This is a genomic window from Bradyrhizobium erythrophlei (assembly GCF_900129505.1).
GTDB classification, from domain to species: domain Bacteria; phylum Pseudomonadota; class Alphaproteobacteria; order Rhizobiales; family Xanthobacteraceae; genus Bradyrhizobium; species Bradyrhizobium erythrophlei_D.
The window spans coordinates 8,299,233-8,318,674 of the sequence record NZ_LT670818.1 but is presented as its reverse complement, the minus strand read 5'-3'; the positions used below and the strand labels follow the sequence as shown (position 1 = coordinate 8,318,674).

The following is a 19,442-nucleotide window of genomic DNA, read 5'->3' as shown; positions in this document are numbered from 1 at the left end:
AAGACCGCCGGCCGATCAGCGCGAATAGAATTCGACGATCAGATGCGGCTCCATCTGCACCGCGAACGGCACGTCGGACAGCGCCGGGATGCGGGTGAACTTCGCCGTCATCTTGGAGTGATCGACCTCGAGGAAATCGGGCACGTCGCGCTCGCCGAGCTGGCTTGCTTCCAGAACCGGGGTGAGCTGCCTGGAGGATTCCTTGATCTCGACCACATCGCCCGGCTTGACCTTGTAGCTCGAAATGTTGACGCGGCGGCCGTTCACCTTGATGTGGCCGTGATTGATGAACTGGCGCGCGGCGAACATGGTAGCGACGAACTTGGCGCGATAGACCACGGTGTCGAGGCGGCGCTCCAAAAGGCCGATCAGGTTCTCGCCGGTGTCGCCCTTCATCCGGCCGGCCTCGACATAGATGCCGTGGAACTGGCGCTCGGAAATGTTGGCGTAATAACCCTTCAGCTTCTGCTTGGCGCGCAGCTGCACGCCGAAGTCGGAGAGTTTGCCCTTGCGGCGCTGGCCGTGCTGGCCGGGGCCGTATTCCCTGCGGTTCACGGGGCTCTTTGGGCGGCCCCAGATGTTCTGGCCCATACGGCGATCGATCTTGTATTTCGCCTCACTGCGCTTTGTCATCGCGTCCTCTTTGCAAAGTTTGAATATTGAGGAGACGCGCCCTCCTGTGCGCCGGGAATTTCCCGGAGCCGACAGGTCCGCCCCTCAAGCTTGAAGGGGCCGACCACGGGTCGCGAAACGCATCGCGGGCCGAAACCGGCCCGCGAGCAGGCGGGTTCTAGGCCAGAAACCGCTGTTGTGTCAATGTAAAGGGCTGGGTTTTATGGTGTCATTCCGGGGCGTCGTGACAGCGACGAACCCGGAATCTCGAGATTCCGGGCTCGATGCTTCGCATCGCCCCGGAATGGCGGTTTGAACCCTCAGGTCGCGACCGCGCGGACCGCCTTTGGCTCGGCCTGCTGCCGGCTGGCCCGCAATTCGGCGGCGATTTCGGTGTTCAGCACCTGTTCCAGGCGGGTCAGGACCTTCGCGACCAGGGCGGCGTCGGCAATGCGGTGGTCCCAGCGGATCACGACGTCGATGGTCTGGTCCGGCGCCACCACGCCATAGCTGACGATATAGGGCCCCGGGCTTAGCGCGTGCAGTTCGCCGGCGCCGTAGGCGGCGACCGAGGTCACGGCGAAATTGCCGAACCAGTTGGCGCGCTGCCGGCCGAAATTGAGGCCGACCGACCAGAACAGCCGGCGCAAGGGCAGGGGCAGCCGGGTGACCCGCAGGATCTTGCGAAAGGCCGGCACCTCGTCGATCGGCGCATCCCTGGCATGCCGGATCATTGCGTCGACCTCGGCCAACGGCATTTCATCGGCGGACGGGACCTTTTGCGTCAGTACGCAGTCCTGACCGTCCTCGATCCGCGCGATGGCGACCATCGCGATATTCTTCGGCAGTTCGTAAAAGCTCGGCCACGGCCATTTGGCGTAGAGCGTGCGCAGCTCCGGCTGATCCCTCGCCACCAGCGAAAACGCCTTGACGAAAATCGCGGCCCAGCCCGGCGGCTGCGCGGCAAGCGCGCGCGCTTCCAGCAGCGGACGGACGTTCAGCGGCCGCGTCAGCGAGATAAAGGGCACACCGATCGAGGCGCGCATCAGGTCGATGATATGCCGGCGCGGAATTGAGATTTTTCGAACCGTTCCGCGCATCGATCCACTCAGGTTCCCGCAACGAAAAGCCGGCGAGCCGACCAGCCCGCCAAGGCCTCCTCTAGCACGAACCAACCGGTTTGAGGCCAGATGGTTCTTGTTTATGGCGCGGAGGTGGCGACCGGTCTGGTTTTGCTCGCGCATAAATTCCAGTGACTTCAATAGGTTGACGATCAGAATTCGTGTCATGTCTCCGCGTGGCCGGAACCCGAATCAGCGCTTGATGCCCTCAAAGCTGGCGGCGATGCCGCGCTGGAACAGCGACCAGTCGAAGCCGAGCGCCAGCGCCAGATAGCCGCGGTCGATCATGCGGTTGGCCTGCTCGGCGCTGCGCGCCACGCCGCCGATCGGCACGCCGCTTTTGAGGATGCCGGCTTCGGCGCGCGCCATCAGCGCCTGGACCTCGGGGTCGTCGGTGAGGCCGCGCTTGTTGATGGAGGTCGCGAGGTCGCCGGGTCCGATCACGGCGACGTCGATGCCGGGGGTCGCCATGATCTCGTCGATGCGGTTGACCGCCTCGACATGCTCGATGGTGACCATGCAGATCATGTCGTCGTCGGCGGTCGCCATATAATCGGCCATCGAGACGCCCCAGCGGAACGGCGCGTGGAACGGGCCCCAGAGCCGATCGCCGCGCGGCGGATAGCGCACGCTGCGCACGGCTTTTTCGGCGTCCTGCCGGCTGCAGATCATCGGAAAATTGATGCCGAGCGCGCCGATATCCATCGGCGCCTTCGCCAGCCACGGCTCGTTGGCGGCGATCCGCGCCAGCGGGACGCAGGGCGTGCCCGATGTCGCCGTGATCATCGCATGCGCGGACGTAAGATCGATCGGGCCATGCTCGAGATCGACGATGATCCAGTCGAGCCCGGAACGCGCCATGATCTGCACGGTCTGGATACTGGGGATGGTCGCGATCGCGCCAAAGGTCGGGCGCTTCTCGCGCCATTGCTGACGCAGGCGGTTGAGGGGCGGGGGGCTTGCAGAGGTCAATTGCAAAACTCCGTTCGGCTGGGTCGGCACGGGTGGCTCGACTGGATATGACGGCGTTGCTGGCACCCGTTGGCCTGACTGGGTTTGTACCGGATGTCTACGCGCACCGATCTGTCCTCGCAATAATCGCTCTCATTACAGACGTAAATCCTCGATCTCGCGGCGCAATGCGTCCGAGCTTTGCGTCGATTGCCACCCCCCGAAAACAACAAGAGGGCGCAGGGAAAGCCGGATGCGCGCTGCACCCGCGGTCCCGTGTGCAAATGGAAACAAGAAAACGCACACGAGCATACAGGTCCAGCGGAGGCAATCCGGCTTTCCCTGCGCAGCGGTTTACGGCTTATTTCGTGCTCTCCTCGGTGACCGGGCTTTCTTGCCACCGTCGCCCCTGAGAAGCTTGCTTCTCAAGAACTTGGCGCCAGCGTCGGGGCGTCAGGACCACACGGCTTCGCCGTCCGCGTCGGCTCGCGTTCGTCTTGCGCAAGCTTTCGCGTCCACTGCATCCCACCGCGCGTTCGTGACGATCGCGACCCGCCCCTCTCATCGGGTGAGACGCGCGGATTCAAATCACTGATTTGCCCGACGGCGAAAGCGGAATATTTTTCGCAGCAGGGCTGGACAGGTTTTTAAGTGATTTGCCCGGCGGGTTGTTTTGTCGCAGCCGGGTCGCAAGATTGTGCTTGCGCAAGGCGACGCAGTTCACGTTTCGCAAGATGAGCCTAAAGGCATCATCTGGATAGCATTACGAAGCAGACGGCGGCGGCCAAGCGAACATCGGGTCCGCGAAAATGCTCACATCAATCGAGCACGCTGAACCTCCTCCGAATATGTACATCTATGGAAGGAGTGTCAGATGGAGTTGCGCGACGGAGCAAGGCAAGCGCCGCCTGTTTCGAGGTAAAGCGTTCGGCCAGTTGCTCGGATTACCGTGCACCCATCGACAGCCTTCCGGTCGCTTCAACTGGGGCGCGTTCCCATAGATCGAGCTTGATTGCTACTCGATGTCCGATATGCCGCGGATAGCAGCCAAATTCCGCATCGCAGCGAAACGACGCTAAGTGCTACTTCCGGACTCATGCATCGCAGCAATTGCGCGGTGGAGGAACCGCATCTTCCAGCGCTCAGGGCCGCGCACGGGCCCTTCTCCGGCAATGGCCTACCCGCCGCCTGGGTCGCCGCAGACATCGTTCGCATCGAAGACGGCAAGCTCGCCGAGCACTGGGACGTGCCTCAGGACGAGGCGACCAAGGCCCAATCCGTCAGCCGTCTGCCGATGTTCGGCGAGCGGTTCCCCGACTGACCCTCCCGCACCACGTCTTGGGTTCTTGGCTGTTCGCTGCAGCCCTTGCCCAGGCGGAGCAACTTAAGCATGATGCTGAACTCATTGCTGCATCGGCGTTACTTCACGATATCGGCTTGACTGCAGCCTTCACGGGTGAAGTACGGTTTTGAGAAAACCATCGTGAGCGGATTGGAGCCAGGTCGATCGTCGGTGCACTTCAGTTCCGGCTTGAAATCTCATCTGGTCGTGGGTCTCGTAGATGAGCGTCAGGGAACATCCTTTTAGATCTCTCATATGTGATGCAGGAGTCGCTCGACGAATGGACCTTTCTGATGGTTCCCGGCTTCTGACGCGGCACGCGGCACGGTCCCGCTGGCGTTCGGCTCATTAACTGTCGGCGCGACGAAGTGGACATGACATGATCAGGGACATTGGCATTCGGCCGATCATATTCTCCGTCAACTGCTATATCGCGACCATCCTCACGATGTTCATCGCCTTCAGCCTGGATTTGAAGAGTCCGGGCTGGGCCATGACCACGGTCTATCTGACCAGCCAGCCGCTGTCCGGCGTGATGCGGGCCAAGGCCGTTTATCGCGCCATCGGCACGTTCGTCGGCGGCGCCGCCATGGTCGCCATCGTTCCCAATCTGGTGGACGCGCCCGAGCTGACGACGCTTGCGATCATACTTTGGGTGGCGCTCTGCGTTTTCGTTTCGCTGCTCGACCGCACGCCGCGGTCGTATATGTTCGTGCTGTCGGGCTATACCGCGGCCTTGATCGGCTTTCCAAGCGTGCTTGCGCCTGGCACGGTGTTCGACACCGCCGTGTCGCGCGTCGAGGAGATCACGCTCGGCGTCGTCTGCGCCGCCATCGTTCACAGTCTCATCTTTCCCAAAAGCGCGTTTTCCGCCTTTGAGCAAAAGTTGAGAAGTGCCATTGCGGATACGCGCGGTTGGCTTGCCGATGGCTTGACCCAGAAAGCGACTCCGGAAGCCGAGATGGAGCGGCGCCGGATCGCTGCCGATATCAGCGAGCTTTATTTGCTCGGCACGAGCTTACGCTTCGACACCTCGCCCCATCGACCGGATATCAGCACCATTCGCGCCTTCGACCGCAAGATCGTGGCCCTGTTGCCGCTAGTGAGTGCCATCGAGGATCGTCTGACGCTGCTTCGGCGTATTGGGCCGCTGGACGCAAAGCTGACGCGAGCGCTGGCCGGCGTCTGCGATTGGCTGAAGTCGAAAGCGCCGGGCGACCGACTGCGCGCGGCAGAACTTAAGGAAGCCTGCGTCGCGGCGACGCCTACTGTCGGCCCGCAATCGAGCTGGGCGGATCTCGTGACGGTCAATCTCACCGTGCGATTGATCGAGCTGATCGACTGCTGGCAGGCTTGTCTCAGCTTTGCTGCTCATCTGGCCGATCCGAGGCAGACGCCGAGCGCCGACATTCGCGCAGCCGCCGCGCAAATCGGGCCCAAACCGATGCATACGGATCCGGGCATCGCGCTGTTATCAGCACTGGCGGCCGCCGTCGCTATGGGCATATGTGCGTTCTTTTGGATCGCGACCGCATGGCCGGAAGGCGCCAGCGCCATTGCCTTTGCCGCCGTGGCCTGCACCTTATTTGCCTCTCTGGACGATCCGACGCCGACCATTCGCAACATTACGCTCCTCTTGGCGTTGTGCATTCCGATTGTATTCGTCTACCAATTCTTTGTGTTGCCGGCGATCGGCGGGTTCGTCTTGCTTTGCGCCGTGCTGGCTTTTGTGCTGATTCCGGCCGGCATATTGATGGCGATCCCGGCCTATGCAGCGATCGGTCTGGCGCTCGCCTTGGGTTTCAATGTCGAACTGAGCCTGCAGACGAGCTATACCGCCGATCTTGCGGCCATCGTCAATTCCAACAGCGCTTTTGTGCTCGGCGGCGTCGCGGCGCTGGTCGTGACTCGGCTGTTGCGCGTTATCGGCACGCAGGCCAGCGCGCGGCGCCTGATTCGGGCAACTTATCGCAACCTTGCCGACCTTGCCGCTGGGCGCTCGCATCCGACCCGCGACCAATGGACCAGCCGCATGTTGGATCGCGTCGCGCTGTTGCTGTACCGGCAGCCGCGCCTCGAGCCGCGGCCGCAGCATGAATTCGCCGATGCGCTCGAAGATCTGCGGCTCGGCGTCAATATAATCGAGACGCAATCGATCGCGCCCACCATGTCGAAGCCAGCGCAAGACGCTCTGGCGGCGATGTTCCCGAGCCTGGCCGCGCATTTCCGTGCCTTGGCGCGTGGCCGTGTGGCGCAGCTTGGCGACGATTTGTTGCAAAAGATCGACATTGCGATCAGCGAAGTGACGGCCTGCACCGCAGCCACGCATGCTTGCGTCGCCGCGATTGTCGGCCTGCGGCAGTCGCTCTATCCTGATGCGCCGCCGTATCGGCCGAGGCAAATTGAGCAGGCTGATACAGCGCTACCCGGGCAGAGCGAAGCCGCCAGCGTTACATGATGGGAGCGTATCGTGATTGGCGAGTTCGATATCTATGGCGTGTACTTTCCGGCTTTCGCGGTCTTTGCCGCAATCGCTTTTTTGTTTCAGGTCGTGATCAAGCGGCTCTTGGATGCCTGTGGTTTCTATCGTTTGGTCTGGCATCGCGCACTGTTTGATCTCGCGATCTACGTCATTCTGTTTGGCGTTGTCACGGCGGCGGGCGCAAGCATCCTGCCGCTGGCATAAGATCGTGAACGTAAAATCTCGGGTGATGGTGCAATGAAAGACTTTTTCGCCTCTGCCGGCCGCGTGCTACTCACGCTCGTTGTAGTGGTGGTAGCAATTGCCGTCGCCTGGCAGCTCTGGAGCTATTACATGCTCGAGCCGTGGACGCGCGACGGCCGTGTGCGCGCCGACGTGGTCGCGGTCGCCGCCGACGTTTCCGGCCTGATCAGCGACGTCTTTGTTCACGACAACGAAAAGGTGAGCAAAGGCCGGCAGCTGTTCCGTATCGATCAGCGGCGCTTTCAATATGCGCTCGATCAGGCGAAAGCTGATGTCGCGAGCCGACAGGCTACGCTCGACCAGTCCAAGCGCGATCTCGAGCGCGGCAAGAGTCTAACCAGCGCCGCGATTACCGTCCAGCAGGTCGAGCAGAGGCAGCAAGCGGTCGACGTCGATCAAGCTCAACTCGACGCGGCGAACGCGGCGCTTGAAGTCGCGAGGCTCAATCTCGAGCGCTCGACGGTCGTGGCGCCAGTCAACGGCATAGTCACCAATTTCGATCTCCTGCCCGGGCGCTACGTCAATGCCGGCGCAGCTGTCTTTGCGCTGATCGATTCCGACACGTTTCGCGTCGAGGGTTATTTCGAGGAAACCAAGCTGCGGCGCATCCGTATCGGCGAAGATGCGACTGTAAAACTGATCGGCGATACGCGCGTGCTATCAGGGCACGTCGAGAGCATCGCTTACGGCATCGAGGACCAGAACCGCAGCACCAGCAGCGACCTGTTGGCGTTCGTCAATCCGACCTTCAGCTGGGTGCGCCTGGCGCAGCGCATTCCTGTGCGCATCAAGCTCGACAATGTGCCGCCGGACCTTCTTCTCGTTGCCGGGCGCACCGCCACTGTATCGATTGGGAAGATCAGTTGGTAGGGTTAGCTCAGTGTTATGTTGGCCCATTCTGCATTTGGGCACGTCACCGACGTGACCCAGCGCCCAGCCGACTTCCATTGTTGAGGATAAAGCGATGCGTTGCTGCGCAGCAGCTAAATGACGCGATGGGTCAATCGCGTCATTTTGGCCGTCGGCAGACCACTTCCGGTCTTCCCTCGGGAACGGACATCGTCACTGTCCGTCGGCATGTCTCAAAAAGTGCCAGAGGCAGACATTCGTGCGCTATGCGATGCGCGTCTCTAAAAAAGAAATCTGCGTCGGGTTTGACCATTGAGTTCATCGCTACATGCAGCGAGGTTACTTGCTCGCCATGTTGTTTGACGTATTCGTACGCGGCATGCTCCCGCTCCAAGTCTGGAAAGACAGGTTCACCGCGATACGTAAAGGCCGGTAGCGTTTTGCCAAAACCGTCTAGTGCCTCGCGGCGCATGACGCGATAGCTCGTGGCAAACCCCGTATCTATGAAATGCTGGAGGAATGCGTCCAATCTCGGCAAGAACTCTTTTTCACTGACGCCGTCCCGCAAAGCAAATACCCCACTGAAACTAACTAGCGAAATTTCTTGCATCTGTTGTGCCGTGCGTTTTTTGCCAATAGCGATCTTACTACCACATCCAATTATGTCGATCTGGGAGTTATCAACGATGTCCTCTGTGGGTTCAAAAACGGAAAAGCTCAATGCGAGCAAATGTCTTCTGCTTTGCCCCTGAGAGCGGACATCGCGCGATGCAGTCGGCATGTCCGTTTCGTGCCAACAACAGACTCTTGCGCCGCAGCAAACCGCAATCTGTATTGATCACCTCGTCCGTCCGCGTAAGCCAGTATCGGTGAAAGGTCGACCCCCGAGTGCCTTCGAAGTCTTGAGATTGATGATCAACTCAAGTTTGTTCGGAAATTCGACCGCCAGGTCACCCGGCTTGGCACCTTTGAGGATCTTCACGACGCAGGTAGCCGCGCGACGAAAATTATCAGCGAGATTGACGCCATAGCTGATTAGACCGCCAGCATCGACGTGTTCGCGAAAGCCATACACGGCTGCCAGCAGCCGACTCGCTGCGAGTTGGGCGACGCGTTTCCTCTCCTGGAAGAACATGCCGTCTACAAGCACGATGACCGCCTGCACATGCTCGCTCGACAATGCTTGCAAATACTCCGGCGGCAGAACGGATGAGCGCGAGATCGAAGTCACGTCGGTGGCGCCACTTGGTAGCAGTTTTTTGTTACGCAATTCCAGGATCAAGTTACATCTGCAACAGTGGAATAGCTTGAACCGCGCAACGCGCTTTCTGAATTTGAATTTACTTTCTGAATTTGAATTTACTTTCTGAGTTTGAATTTAATCAGGCGCTCGCGCGGAGTTGAGCAACAGTGATGTCGAAGCCAGTAGCGTCTCTCTCGAGCGATTGCCACCTGCGATGAGTGTCGAGGTTGGGAGCGATAGTTCCTCAAGGAGGATGATCATGTTGCGTAAGACAGCGATCGCGTTATTGGCCGTTGCATCTGTTGGCCTGGCTGCGCCGACGATGGCGTTGGCTCGCGGCGGCGGTGGTGGCGGCGGAGGCGGCGGAGGCCACGGCGGTGGCGGAGGTGGCATGGGCGGAGGCCATGGCGGCGGCTTTGGCGGTGGCTTCGGTGGTGGCGGTTTCCATGGCGGCGGCTTTGGCGGCGGTGGCTTCCATGGCGGCATGGCCGGCGGCTTCCGCGGTGGCGGATTCCGTGGCGGCCGGATGGCCGGCGAATTCCATGGCGGTGAATTTCGTGGCCGCGGCGAATTTCGTGGTCGTGGATTCCGTGATCGCGACTTCGGGCGCCGCCGCTTCGGATTCGGCTACCCGTATGACGACTACGCCTACTGTTACCCGTATGGATATGGGTACTCGTATGGAAATGGGTGTAGCTATTACCCGTACACCTACAGCAATGCGTACTAAGACCACGGCAGTTGCCATGTAGTTCGGCGATGCGTTGCCCACCACGCATGGCCGGCACCTGCAACTCCGACAGGTACCTGCCGACCTCAGCGCTCTCTCGCGCTGAGGTCACAGGCGATTTTCGGCGGTTCGCTAATGCGTCAAAGCTCTAAGGTCAGAGTTCACGCGCCGATCATGGAATTTGCGAAAAGCGGAAGCCTGTCACTTCCGGTCCGCTCCCAACTCCGGACATTCTCAGCGACCGTCGGCATGTCTCAAATGTGCCAAAAGCAAACCTCAAGAAGCGAAAAGCCCCGGCATTGTGTCCGGGGCTTTCGTGATTTTCGTTGACTTTCTACAGTTTACTTTTTGCGAGCGTCGTTCATTTTGTCGCCCGGCGTAAATTCCGAGGCACCTTTGGCAGCGCCTCTGGACATGCCCGTCGTTCGAGAGTCCTTCATTCTGTCGCCCGGCGAAAGCTCAGAAGCGCCCCGCGAAGTCGAAGCACCCGAATTGTTCATCTGAGTGCCCGGCGCTGAACCCGAAGCACCCTTAGTGCCCGATGAACCAGCAAAGCTGAGGCCCGATGATCCAATCAGCATCACAGCGGCTGCAATTATCAAAGTTTTCTTCATGTCCCTCGTCTCCATTGTGTGGGTTGCCCAGCCCCAACGTCAGGCTGATTAAAAGGTTCGTTCTTATCGGATATTGATTGAGGCGCTGAGGAGTCAGTTCCATCCGCTGGGAACTAATCGAGGGCCGAATTTGAGGAACAATTGGTCGTTTCAACCATTGGTTCCTTAGAATCTCACAGGAGTTCAGTATGAATAAAGCTATTATCTCGCTTGCACTCGGTGCTTCCGCACTGTTCGCCACTGCTGCGTCAGCGGCTCCGCTCGCAAATGGCATCGCGGTTGTGCCAGACAACGGCATCGAAAACGTCCGCATGGTCTGTGACCAATACGGACGCTGCTGGCGGGATCGGGGTTCGCGCCGCGTTATCATTCAGGACTCGTACAACTACGAGCCGCGCGAACGTTACATCGAACAGCGCGGATATTATGATGGCGGCTACTACAATAGCGGGCCGAGCGTCGGCATCGGCGTTGGGCCGGGTGGCGTAGGAATTGGCTTCGGAGCCGGTCCGCGCTGGTAAGCCCGCGACCGCTGACAATTAAAGAGAGGCCGTAGAGAAATCTGCGGCCTTCCTTTTTCGCATTAAAAAATGGGCGAACAATCTCTGCGAATCTGTCGATCAGCAGCCCAGCTAGTTAGCGAACTCAGCTCCAAACGCGTGGCGTCAAATGCCCGATATCGGTCAATTTCGACTGAATTGGGCTGTCCGCATCATGTCCGGTTTACCCCGGTTAGCGACTGAATTGCAGACGCCGCCTGAGGTCCGTTTGGTGCCAATCTCGGGAGCACGCCACGTGGTGGCATAGGCAGAAGCAGGCAGCGTCGCCAATGCGTTTTGAGATGCGCCGGCCGTTAGCCACCGGACCGATGCAAAAACGGATCCACGGACTCAGCTAGCAGGGTTGCCAATTGGGTGAGGGCAGGCGTGGACTGCTTTTCGGGCGGCAGCGAGCCGACAGAATAGACCGCTAGTCCAGAACCAGCGGCAAAGGCAGCTATCGCAATTGCAGCAAGATATTCGATCCTCATGGCGATGGTTCCTCCATCGGCCCCACAGACTAACCGGCACTCTCTGAAATGGTTCCAGAGCGCTGCTTGACCTTAGCCGCCGGGACAAAAGCTTCCGAACTTGAGGTCCAATGACCCGATATTCCGCGCGGCAAGTTCCTCAATGCATCGGCTCGGCGCTCCAATTGTTTCCCCCATCCATAAACACAGCCGAGTAATCGTTCAAGAGATCGGGGAGAGATTACGCGCGTTCCGTGCAGCAGATTGTCGACTGGCTCAAGAATCTCGGCATGTCCGAATACGCGGAGCATTTCGCAGAGAACCATATTGATCTCAGCGTTCTCCCCGATCTAACCGACCAGGGCCTGGAGAAGCTGGGCGTCTTGCTTGGCGATCGGCGGGGAGAGAAGACGCGACCGGGGTGTCGCCGGCCAACTCCCGGATCGAACGCAGCATCTTACGGCGCTCTAACCAACTTGCCTCGGATACTAGGCCGAACCTCAATTGGGAGAAACCAAGGGGCCATACCGCTTGGAAGACAAGCCGGAACCTCTGCCTAGGCATCCTGTTAGAATAACAGCAATAAGTTGGAGCGGATCATGAGCTACGTTTTGAGCTTGATCGTAGCTGCCACTATATTGGGAGCTACCGAAGCCAGTTCAGAGGAAGTTGGCCTTGCAGTAAGTGCTCGTTGGGTGGACAACGGCGTCACGGTAAGAAGATGCCTGGACAATCCTCACGATACGGAAAGAACTGCCGTGATCAAAGAAGGAGAATCGGAAGCCCCAGAGATGATCGCAATTATCGAGAGAAATCGCGAAGACCGCGAGCGCCATGTAGTGATCGATCGCTAACATCCAATTTCCCGCCTATAAAAGGATGGGCGCTATTCAATTCGAGCCAGCCGTGAAAAGTCGACGTCACGAGCGACCTGTTCCGCTGACGATCTTGTAGCATTGCAACGCCCGAGAGCGTCAACGAAGTTAGCTTCAAACTCAGATGGCAGCCCAGGTCAGCAAGAACGCAGCGCCAAGCGCGAACATCGCAAGTCCAGGCCAATTCGATTTGATCCCAAAGCCGCTAGCCGGTCTTTCAGGTTCCAAGGTGTAACTGGGTCGCCGGGGGCGAAGCCGCCTTCCACCACTTAGTCGGCCTCGCCCGATCGGCTGATATGTCATCTGGAGCACGCCGCCGAAAACAAGGAGCACACCAAGCCATATGAGTGTCATGCTCGTCTCCTGCACCAGTGAACGCGGAGAGGTTGCTCCCGCCGCGAACCGCCATCCATTCGACTGTCTGGCCGGTGCTCCCGGCATTTCGAAGGGACCTTGGAAGCCACCGGACACGCTAGCGCGCCGGACGTCCGCTGCGGATCACACTCTCCGAAACTCAGGCTATGCCAATCCTAGTCTGGAAGCATCCTGCTTACTCCTCGTCCGGCTCGCGCACGACCGGCGATTCGTCGGCGCGGTCCTCCTCTTCGTCGTCTCCCTCTTCGTCCTCGTCCTCTTCGTCTTCATCAGGATCTCGGGGCGGCATCGTGTTGCCCATGATCACGAAGGGACGCCGGTCGATCAACCTAGTGGAAAGTTCCTTGGGGATGTCTGGGGTCATGTTGTTGCTCCTCGGATGTGCCCCTTGGGGGATTTTACCCCGGGGTTCACCGGCCGGCAGGATATGTGGCGGCTCAGTTGCCTAACACCGGCTGGCCTGGTGCGCGGTCCAGTGGCGGGCGTGGCTTAGCGAGGCCCGTCGTACCGGGTGGGGTCTCGTTGTTAGCCGTCCTTGTGTCGACTCGCTCAAGCGTGGTGACAAATGCCGCGAGCATTGCGATTATCATCGCGACGGCGAAAAGTATGACGGCGGTACGGTGGCTATTCCGCTCGTTACTCATGAGGGAGCTCCACTCTAAGCAAAACGTTATGCGGCTTGGATAGTTCCCCGCGCGGTATGGACACAGCACCCGCTCGGTAGGGGCGGGTCAAAGTCTACACTTTTGGGAGGCATCAACCGACGCGGTACTTGCGTAAGCACTCTTGTGCACAGGTCCACGCGCTTGAATGTCTCACATGGGTCAAAATCGGAAGTGGCAGGGCTCGCGCGGCACGTCCGCCGAACCTTGCCAGTCGTGCTACGGATGATAGTGAAGTCGGGAGGATCGATGGACGCGCTTATATTGAATCCATCGGGCACGAAACATCCGTGCGGCATCGGCCGCCAGTCTTCGTGAAGCCTTCCAAACTTCCATCGATTCGACCACGTCCATCATGTGACGCCAATATTGATATCCCCAAGCGAAGGCCGGAATCGACAGGAGCTTCTCTCGGTTAAGCTGAAACAGCTGCTCGACGAGTGTAAGCTTCAAAACTTCAGCCGTGATGAAGGTGACGGCGCCAGCGAAGAAATGACCGGTTCCCAACAAATACCCAGCCAAGGGCTTTGCCGGCTCAAGGATGATGACTGGCACAGCAAAAAGTGCGAGCGATGGATAAGGCCCCAAAGAAATCACCCAGAGTCGCACTCGCTCGATCCCACCGCGCGTTCGTGACGATCGCGACCCGCCCCTCTCATCGGGTGAGACGCGCGGATTCAAATCACTGATTTGCCCGACGGCGAAAGCGGAATATTTTTCGCAGCAGGGCTGGACAGGTTTTTAAGTGATTTGCCCGGCGGGTTGTTTTGTCGCAGCCGGGTCGCAAGATTGTGCTTGCGCAAGGCGACGCAGTTCACGTTTCGCAAGATGAGCCTAAAGGCATCATCTGGATAGCATTACGAAGCAGACGGCGGCGGCCAAGCGAACATCGGGTCCGCGAAAATGCTCACATCAATCGAGCACGCTGAACCTCCTCCGAATATGTACATCTATGGAAGGAGTGTCAGATGGAGTTGCGCGACGGAGCAAGGCAAGCGCCGCCTGTTTCGAGGTAAAGCGTTCGGCCAGTTGCTCGGATTACCGTGCACCCATCGACAGCCTTCCGGTCGCTTCAACTGGGGCGCGTTCCCATAGATCGAGCTTGATTGCTACTCGATGTCCGATATGCCCCTCCGGAAGCGGACATCCGGGCTGGCCTTCGCACGTCTGCTTTGTGCCAATACCGGAAATCAATTGCGCTCAACCGGCTGTTTATTGTTGCCCTAGCATACTATCATGCGGCTCAAACAGCGGAGGGCGAGGATGATAGACATCATAGCAACACAGCGCGTGAATGCCGGTATGGAAGAGGCGTTCGAGGTGCTTACAAGGGAACTGACTGCAAACACGCTTTCCCGAGACAGCGGGTGTTTGCGGTACGAGTGGTATCGGGCCGACGCCCCGCAAACCTACATATTGGTCGAACGCTGGGCGGATCAAGCAGCCGTTCAAGCGCACCTTAGTGCTGACCATCTAGCGGCACTAATGCCGAGACTTCGTGATTGTGTACCCGAGAAGTTTACATTCATACGGCTTACACGGATCGAATAGCCGCGATCCCTTACTCGGAATGGTAATAGTACTCATTCCGGCATCCCGGCCAATCGGGCTCCCTGACAATAGTTATTTCGGTCTTCGGCTCTACGTAGGACCGTTAGGATCGGCATGCTCGACAGACGGATTTTCGGGTCAATTCGAAGAGCCCGGGACATGGCTGCTTGGGCCTCCTCAATTCGATCTGCGAGAGCGCTACTTACCGCGTAATTTGTGAGCCCCGCGACAAAATCCGGAGCCTCCTGCAAAACCTTCGCAGCCCATGATGCCGACTCTTCAAACCGGCCCGCACAGCGTGTGGCCAATGCAGTCGCCATCCAAAACTGCGGCATTTGAAAATCTAATGGACTAAGCCGCATCGCCTTAGCCAGGTGCTCAATGGCCGTGTCCGGATCGCCGATGTAACTTCTAATCCAGCCACTCGCGTGCCAACCGTTTGCAAGGTTGGGATTGAGAACGAGCGCCCGGTCCGTTAACGCTAAAGCAGCGTCAAGCTCACCGGCGAGGAATGCGAGCCCAAAACCACCCGCGCCGAGTGCAAACGCATCATCCCTTCCCAACTCTATCGCTTTGCGTGCGAGACGAATTCCCTCACTGATCTCGGCGGAGGGGTCCGACATCCATAAGCCCTGCTTACGTCTGGTGTAGGCTATCGTTGACCAGCCATAGGGTGCGGCGAAATTAGGATCAATCTCGATGGCCTTTGAGTAATCTTGGATTGCGTCTTCGATACCTTCTTTTGTCGACGTGTAGATGCGTGCCATTCCTCGAATGAAATAATCATAGGCGTCCAAATTAATGGTCGACTTTCTCGTCGCTCGCCTCACCTCGGCTTGTTCAACAGTAGGCTCGATTATGCCAACGACCCGCGTTGTAACTTGGTCCTGAAGGTCGAAAATATCTTTCAATCCTCCATCAAAACGATCTGCCCATAAATGCCCCCCCGTTGGTGCATCGATAAGCTGGCCAGTGATGCGGACCCGATTGCCGGATTTTCGAACGCTTCCCTCAAGTACGTATCGTACTCCGAGTTCGCGACCGACCTGTTTGATATCGACCGTCTTACCTTTGTAGCAAAAGCTCGAATTGCGCGCGATTACGAACAGGGACTTAAAACGAGAGAGCGCGGTGATGATGTCCTCGACCATCCCGTCGGCAAAATATTCCTGCTCGGGATCGCCGCTCATGTTCTGAAATGGCAACACCGCGATGGACGGTTTGTCGGGAAGGCTGAGAGGCTGAGGATGGCTTACGACGGAACCTGACTTTACTGCGGATGAGGTCTGACCACTCAGCCTAACCCGCCACGACTGCATAGGCTCAGCAATATTCTTGAGAAGCTGCGGTCCCATGTCATCAAAGACAATTTCGACCTTGCCGCGCACTTGCCGGTAGGCGTCATTGGAAACGCAGACCCCGCCCGGTTCGGCGATGCCTTCAAGGCGGGCAGCAATATTAACGCCCTCGCCGAAAATATCATTTTCGTCGAAAATGATATCACCGACGTGAATGCCGATGCGGAATTCGATCCGTTGATCCTTCGCCACGGTCGCATTCTGCTCTGCCACACCGCGCTGGACTTCAACTGCACTTCGCACGGCATCGACGGCGCTGGCAAATTCGACCAGCATGCCGTCGCCCGTGGTCTTAACGATGCGTCCGCGATGGGCGGCGATTGTGGGGTCGACAAGGGTCTTTCTGAACGCTTTCAGCCGAGCCAGCGTACCTTCCTCGTCGATGCCCATGAGCCGGCTATACCCGGCCACATCAGCCGCCAATACAGCCGCCAATCGCCGTTCGAGCCGCTCACTGGTCAAATGACGCCCCTTAGATCGCCCACTTCAGCCCGACATACCAAAGCACGGCGGACCCCTCTCGGGCTAGGGCCGACTTCCGATAAGGATCAAAAGGCGAAATTCCGGGGTAACCAGCTTACGTCTGCTTTAGCCCCGCGGATAGCAGACCAAATTCCGCATCGCAGCGAAACGACGCTAAGTGCCACTTCCGGACTCATGCAGCGCAATATGATCTGCTCGGCGACGTCACCAAAAGTACCGGACCACACCCTTGCCCCTTTATGAGCGTGTCACATTGGAAAACTCGCCCTCGAAGGTCGCGGCCGCCGACCAGCGGTTCGATTAGTCGTCGATTGCAGCAACCGCCTCGATCTCGATCAGCCACCCCGGCCGCATCAGGCGGCTCACGACAACAAACGTACTGGCCGGCGGCTTGTCAACATTGAGATAGCGGTCGCGTATCGGGCGCATTTTCGGCACGTCGGCCTGATCGACCTCGGCGGCGAGAAAGTAATTCAGCTTGACGATATCGTCCATCACGCCGCCGGCGGCTTCGACTGCAATCTTGAGATTGGCGAAGACCTGCTCAACCTGTGCCTCGAAATCGCCCTCGCCAATGATCTTGCCGGACGCGTCGCTCGAGACCTGGCCGGAAATATAGACGATCGTTCCGCGATTGACCTTGGCGATGTGCGAATACACGGCCGCGGCCGGCGCTATCAGGGTCTTCGGGTTAATGAATTCCTTCGACGGCTTCGACATGATCATCTCCGTGTTGCGACCGAGACGCCGGGCTAAATATCTCCTTGCTCACGGCCAACTCCCCTTCACTTCCTGCCAAAACGGCTTGCGGATCTCCCCGGCAATGTCCGCAGGGTAACACGCTTCGACTTCAACGCGTGATCGGGAGTTACCCGAGGATCATATTGGCCGGCCAATCAATGTGCGGTTTGTATCCCTCATTTCTATGCGGCACATTGGGTTCAGGCGACAACGCAGTTCCGGCGCGATCGCCAATGGTGCCATAGATCCACATGGGTTCGCCGCACACGCTTGGGCCTTGATCGGTCATGCATGCGGCGCTCCAGGGCGGGGCGGCGACCTCGCGGCCGCCGATCCCGTGCGCCTGGGCCTCTGTAGCGATCAGAATTGAGAGTATTGCGAACGCGTGAAGAACTTTGAATCTAGTCATTTCTTGCTCCTACCTGGCTGACCCGTTATGGGGATTATCTGATAACCAGACTTGCCTTCGACGCCCGGCATTCCGCAACACGTCAGCTTATTTTCGAATACGGGATCACGGTTACGCGACCAGACGAGCAGGTTTCGATTTTCGGGCCGCGTTACTGCTCGCGTTGGCGAGGGCGTCACCTTGCGTATCGGCCATTACGGTCATCCCTCGATCCGTACAGGCGACGATGATCGAGCTGGCCAAAAAGTCCGCCAACCCGACCGTTCGCACCGTCAGTTAGCTGTGCCCGGCATGCAAGGCGGTGAAGAATAAGGAGCTGAAGCGAACGCGCCAACGTTCGGAGCCCGCACACAATTGACGACGGTACTGGTCGTCGTGGTGGCCTGGGCGTGCCGTGACGCGACATTGTTGCGGGCGGCTGAGGCTTGAGTGTATGCGGCTGCCGCAACCAGCGCAGCCGCCACGAAGGTCAATTTGGTCATTGGTTTTCTCCACATGGTGATAAAAGCCAAGCTCGGCTCCTAGGACCAAGTGCGGTGAACGTTCGGAATTATTTCATCACGCGCAATCACCGAAGCGTGAGCGCCTCGTCAGCCAGAGCCTTGCCCGCGTCGCGCTTGAGGCCGCGATCCGCAGCGAGCACGATGCTGAAACTGTCAGACTGATTTGTAGTCGCTATTCCGTTCGAAGGTATTCCGACATGGCTGAATCCAGCGCCAGCCCCGGACGTTAGAATTCCCGCCAGAAGCCCAACGTTGACCACGGTGTGGCGCCCGCATACGCCGGCGATTGCTCAGCCAAGTCGCAAGGGCGATCAAATCGACCTCCGAGCAAAAACGCACAACTTGGGAATATCCCAGCCCCGAAGAGAGTCTGTCCATCAGAAGCGCAATCAAGCGCGGCAGATACTGCACGGAGGCGTCGGTGATCAATTTTAGACTACTTGGTTTGGCTATAATTCTGTCAGCGGCAATGGCAACCCCCGTACTCGCACAAGCGATGGTCCAAGTGCCGCGCGCTTACGCGTCAAACGAAACCACAACCAGACCCTGGTCGGCACCGCTCGGCCATCGCCAGCCACGTGCGGTCGATATTCCCGCATCGATATCTCCGTCTCAGCAGAGCATCGATCAGGAGGACGCGAATGTCGATCGAAAGATCAAAGGCGTTTGCCGAGGTTGCTAAAGTTCTGTGGTTTGTTGAAAGCCGCACGACTGCCAACCTGCGTGCCGCGCGGCGGCGCCTGCGCCATTTCACAACAACACTCATGCCGCCGTTGGGCGGGGTTGCACGATAACGGGCCATAAGCTCCGTTTTCCCATGCCCTTTATGCCCCGGTGAGCTATTTCGCGGTGCGGCGGCACTGCACTGTGTCATAGCGCGCTCTTGCCTAACTTGCTACGTCAGCGCTCGCAACGTTTGCCGGTACCGCATTTCCTCCTCCTTAGCAACGTTCGACACGACGTTGCGATTGCGGGGACTATCAAGCTGCTGCAAGGACTCCTGTTCTGCCGCGGAACTGAATAGGAGGCCGAGATACAAGCGCGCGATGCTGGCGTTGTGGCTGATGCCCGCTTTGGGGTCAAAAGCGGTCCTGACAGCCCCGAAACACCACTTCCGGTCTTCCACCGCGCACGGACCCCGGCATGACCGAAAGTGCCAATTTCGGACTCATGAGACTTAGCAAAGACAAGCTCGTAGCAAGGTCTCATCGCAGCGGCGCGGGTGATCCTTCCCGACCATAGCGTCATTTTTCTGCCTGCAGCAATCGCGTCGTTTTAGGCAAAGCGGG

Annotated in this window: 21 protein-coding genes; 9 read left to right on the top strand and 12 right to left on the bottom strand. The window is 58.7% G+C overall.

Annotation, left to right across the window (positions count from 1 at the left end; translation table 11 throughout):
• Window positions 1-15 precede the first annotated feature (15 nt).
• The 3 genes from rpsD to B5525_RS39310 all read right to left on the bottom strand — a co-directional run bounded on the left by rpsD (window position 16) and on the right by B5525_RS39310 (window position 2,705).
• Entirely contained in the window at window positions 16-633 is a 618-nt protein-coding gene (gene rpsD / locus B5525_RS39320) for a 30S ribosomal protein S4 (protein WP_079571539.1), read from the bottom strand.
• A 299-nt stretch (window positions 634-932) separates the two neighbouring features.
• On the bottom strand, window positions 933-1,712 hold the full coding sequence (locus tag B5525_RS39315) for an acyltransferase (protein ID WP_079571538.1): 780 nt from the start codon (window positions 1,710-1,712) through the stop codon (window positions 933-935).
• 213 nt (window positions 1,713-1,925) lie between these two features.
• Window positions 1,926-2,705 carry an HpcH/HpaI aldolase family protein gene (locus B5525_RS39310; RefSeq protein WP_079571536.1) on the bottom strand — a complete coding sequence of 260 codons (780 nt, stop codon included), beginning with the start codon at window positions 2,703-2,705 and terminating at the stop codon, window positions 1,926-1,928.
• Window positions 2,706-3,780: 1,075 nt separating this feature from the next.
• Between B5525_RS39310 and B5525_RS39305 the strand changes: the two genes are divergently transcribed.
• The 4 genes from B5525_RS39305 to B5525_RS39290 all read left to right on the top strand — a co-directional run bounded on the left by B5525_RS39305 (window position 3,781) and on the right by B5525_RS39290 (window position 7,621).
• A complete protein-coding gene (locus B5525_RS39305) occupies window positions 3,781-4,005 on the top strand; it encodes a hypothetical protein (protein WP_079571535.1) in 225 nt (74 codons plus the stop codon).
• Window positions 4,006-4,405: 400 nt separating this feature from the next.
• A complete protein-coding gene (locus B5525_RS39300; protein ID WP_079571533.1) occupies window positions 4,406-6,484 on the top strand; it encodes an FUSC family protein in 2,079 nt (692 codons plus the stop codon).
• A 12-nt stretch (window positions 6,485-6,496) separates the two neighbouring features.
• The gene (locus B5525_RS39295; RefSeq protein ID WP_079571532.1) at window positions 6,497-6,712 is read left to right on the top strand and encodes a DUF1656 domain-containing protein; all 216 of its coding nucleotides are present in this window, start codon (window positions 6,497-6,499) and stop codon (window positions 6,710-6,712) included.
• Between the two features lie 33 nt (window positions 6,713-6,745).
• Window positions 6,746-7,621, top strand: a complete 876-nt coding sequence (locus B5525_RS39290; RefSeq protein WP_079571530.1) for an efflux RND transporter periplasmic adaptor subunit — start codon at window positions 6,746-6,748, stop codon at window positions 7,619-7,621.
• 139 nt (window positions 7,622-7,760) lie between these two features.
• Here B5525_RS39290 and B5525_RS39285 read toward each other — a convergent pair whose 3' ends face one another.
• From B5525_RS39285 to B5525_RS45100, 4 genes are all read right to left on the bottom strand, one after another.
• On the bottom strand, window positions 7,761-8,381 hold the full coding sequence (locus B5525_RS39285) for a DUF6614 family protein (protein ID WP_154073720.1): 621 nt from the start codon (window positions 8,379-8,381) through the stop codon (window positions 7,761-7,763).
• 57 nt (window positions 8,382-8,438) lie between these two features.
• Window positions 8,439-8,882, bottom strand: coding sequence for an ABC transporter substrate binding protein (locus B5525_RS39280; RefSeq protein ID WP_079571526.1), 444 nt, complete (start codon window positions 8,880-8,882; stop codon window positions 8,439-8,441).
• Window positions 8,883-9,126: 244 nt separating this feature from the next.
• On the bottom strand, window positions 9,127-9,618 hold the full coding sequence (locus tag B5525_RS45980) for a hypothetical protein (RefSeq protein ID WP_197687884.1): 492 nt from the start codon (window positions 9,616-9,618) through the stop codon (window positions 9,127-9,129).
• A 296-nt stretch (window positions 9,619-9,914) separates the two neighbouring features.
• On the bottom strand, window positions 9,915-10,187 hold the full coding sequence (locus B5525_RS45100) for a hypothetical protein (RefSeq protein ID WP_154073718.1): 273 nt from the start codon (window positions 10,185-10,187) through the stop codon (window positions 9,915-9,917).
• 188 nt (window positions 10,188-10,375) lie between these two features.
• On the opposite strand from B5525_RS45100, the gene B5525_RS39265 reads away from it, so the two are divergent.
• On the top strand, window positions 10,376-10,708 hold the full coding sequence (locus B5525_RS39265; RefSeq protein ID WP_079571522.1) for a hypothetical protein: 333 nt from the start codon (window positions 10,376-10,378) through the stop codon (window positions 10,706-10,708).
• Window positions 10,709-11,040: 332 nt separating this feature from the next.
• On the opposite strand, the gene B5525_RS45095 is transcribed toward B5525_RS39265, so the two are convergent.
• Complete coding sequence (locus B5525_RS45095) at window positions 11,041-11,217, bottom strand: hypothetical protein (RefSeq protein ID WP_154073717.1); 177 nt, start codon at window positions 11,215-11,217, stop codon at window positions 11,041-11,043.
• 269 nt (window positions 11,218-11,486) lie between these two features.
• On the opposite strand from B5525_RS45095, the gene B5525_RS48110 reads away from it, so the two are divergent.
• Window positions 11,487-11,756, top strand: coding sequence for an SAM domain-containing protein (locus tag B5525_RS48110; protein ID WP_425305345.1), 270 nt, complete (start codon window positions 11,487-11,489; stop codon window positions 11,754-11,756).
• Window positions 11,757-11,795: 39 nt separating this feature from the next.
• Window positions 11,796-12,050 (top strand): hypothetical protein, encoded by a 255-nt coding sequence (locus B5525_RS45090; protein ID WP_154073716.1) that lies wholly within the window; start codon window positions 11,796-11,798, stop codon window positions 12,048-12,050.
• A 571-nt stretch (window positions 12,051-12,621) separates the two neighbouring features.
• Here the strand turns inward: B5525_RS45090 and B5525_RS39245 are convergent.
• Both B5525_RS39245 and B5525_RS39235 read right to left on the bottom strand, forming a co-directional pair.
• Window positions 12,622-12,810 carry a hypothetical protein gene (locus B5525_RS39245; protein WP_079571517.1) on the bottom strand — a complete coding sequence of 63 codons (189 nt, stop codon included), beginning with the start codon at window positions 12,808-12,810 and terminating at the stop codon, window positions 12,622-12,624.
• Between the two features lie 517 nt (window positions 12,811-13,327).
• Window positions 13,328-13,717 carry a hypothetical protein gene (locus B5525_RS39235; protein WP_197687883.1) on the bottom strand — a complete coding sequence of 130 codons (390 nt, stop codon included), beginning with the start codon at window positions 13,715-13,717 and terminating at the stop codon, window positions 13,328-13,330.
• Between the two features lie 627 nt (window positions 13,718-14,344).
• On the opposite strand from B5525_RS39235, the gene B5525_RS48105 reads away from it, so the two are divergent.
• Window positions 14,345-14,659, top strand: coding sequence for a putative quinol monooxygenase (locus B5525_RS48105; RefSeq protein WP_079571513.1), 315 nt, complete (start codon window positions 14,345-14,347; stop codon window positions 14,657-14,659).
• A 32-nt stretch (window positions 14,660-14,691) separates the two neighbouring features.
• Here the strand turns inward: B5525_RS48105 and B5525_RS39225 are convergent, their stop codons facing one another.
• Together B5525_RS39225 and B5525_RS39220 are read right to left on the bottom strand one after the other, a co-directional pair.
• Complete coding sequence (locus B5525_RS39225; RefSeq protein ID WP_244567735.1) at window positions 14,692-16,479, bottom strand: adenylate/guanylate cyclase domain-containing protein; 1,788 nt, start codon at window positions 16,477-16,479, stop codon at window positions 14,692-14,694.
• 321 nt (window positions 16,480-16,800) lie between these two features.
• Window positions 16,801-17,220: a RidA family protein gene (locus B5525_RS39220; protein ID WP_079574393.1), complete on the bottom strand. Its 420-nt coding sequence runs from the start codon at window positions 17,218-17,220 to the stop codon at window positions 16,801-16,803.
• 1,574 nt (window positions 17,221-18,794) lie between these two features.
• Between B5525_RS39220 and B5525_RS45085 the strand changes: the two genes are divergently transcribed.
• Window positions 18,795-18,947 (top strand): hypothetical protein, encoded by a 153-nt coding sequence (locus tag B5525_RS45085; protein WP_154073715.1) that lies wholly within the window; start codon window positions 18,795-18,797, stop codon window positions 18,945-18,947.
• Window positions 18,948-19,442 lie beyond the last annotated feature (495 nt).

What these genes read in the sequence shown, in the direction of transcription:
- rpsD (WP_079571539.1), bottom strand. Translation starts at nt 633, where the DNA reads ATGACAAAGCGCAGTGAGGCGAAATACAAGATCGATCGCCGTATGGGC.
- B5525_RS39220 (WP_079574393.1), bottom strand. Translation starts at nt 17,220, where the DNA reads ATGTCGAAGCCGTCGAAGGAATTCATTAACCCGAAGACCCTGATAGCG.
- B5525_RS45095 (WP_154073717.1), bottom strand. Translation starts at nt 11,217, where the DNA reads ATGAGGATCGAATATCTTGCTGCAATTGCGATAGCTGCCTTTGCCGCT.
- B5525_RS39315 (WP_079571538.1), bottom strand. Translation starts at nt 1,712, where the DNA reads ATGCGCGGAACGGTTCGAAAAATCTCAATTCCGCGCCGGCATATCATC.
- B5525_RS45090 (WP_154073716.1), top strand. Translation starts at nt 11,796, where the DNA reads ATGAGCTACGTTTTGAGCTTGATCGTAGCTGCCACTATATTGGGAGCT.
- B5525_RS48110 (WP_425305345.1), top strand. Translation starts at nt 11,487, where the DNA reads ATGTCCGAATACGCGGAGCATTTCGCAGAGAACCATATTGATCTCAGC.
- B5525_RS48105 (WP_079571513.1), top strand. Translation starts at nt 14,345, where the DNA reads ATGCGGCTCAAACAGCGGAGGGCGAGGATGATAGACATCATAGCAACA.
- B5525_RS39285 (WP_154073720.1), bottom strand. Translation starts at nt 8,381, where the DNA reads ATGCCGACTGCATCGCGCGATGTCCGCTCTCAGGGGCAAAGCAGAAGA.
- B5525_RS39305 (WP_079571535.1), top strand. Translation starts at nt 3,781, where the DNA reads ATGCATCGCAGCAATTGCGCGGTGGAGGAACCGCATCTTCCAGCGCTC.
- B5525_RS39245 (WP_079571517.1), bottom strand. Translation starts at nt 12,810, where the DNA reads ATGACCCCAGACATCCCCAAGGAACTTTCCACTAGGTTGATCGACCGG.
- B5525_RS45085 (WP_154073715.1), top strand. Translation starts at nt 18,795, where the DNA reads ATGTCGATCGAAAGATCAAAGGCGTTTGCCGAGGTTGCTAAAGTTCTG.
- B5525_RS39265 (WP_079571522.1), top strand. Translation starts at nt 10,376, where the DNA reads ATGAATAAAGCTATTATCTCGCTTGCACTCGGTGCTTCCGCACTGTTC.
- B5525_RS39290 (WP_079571530.1), top strand. Translation starts at nt 6,746, where the DNA reads ATGAAAGACTTTTTCGCCTCTGCCGGCCGCGTGCTACTCACGCTCGTT.
- B5525_RS45100 (WP_154073718.1), bottom strand. Translation starts at nt 10,187, where the DNA reads ATGAAGAAAACTTTGATAATTGCAGCCGCTGTGATGCTGATTGGATCA.
- B5525_RS39300 (WP_079571533.1), top strand. Translation starts at nt 4,406, where the DNA reads ATGATCAGGGACATTGGCATTCGGCCGATCATATTCTCCGTCAACTGC.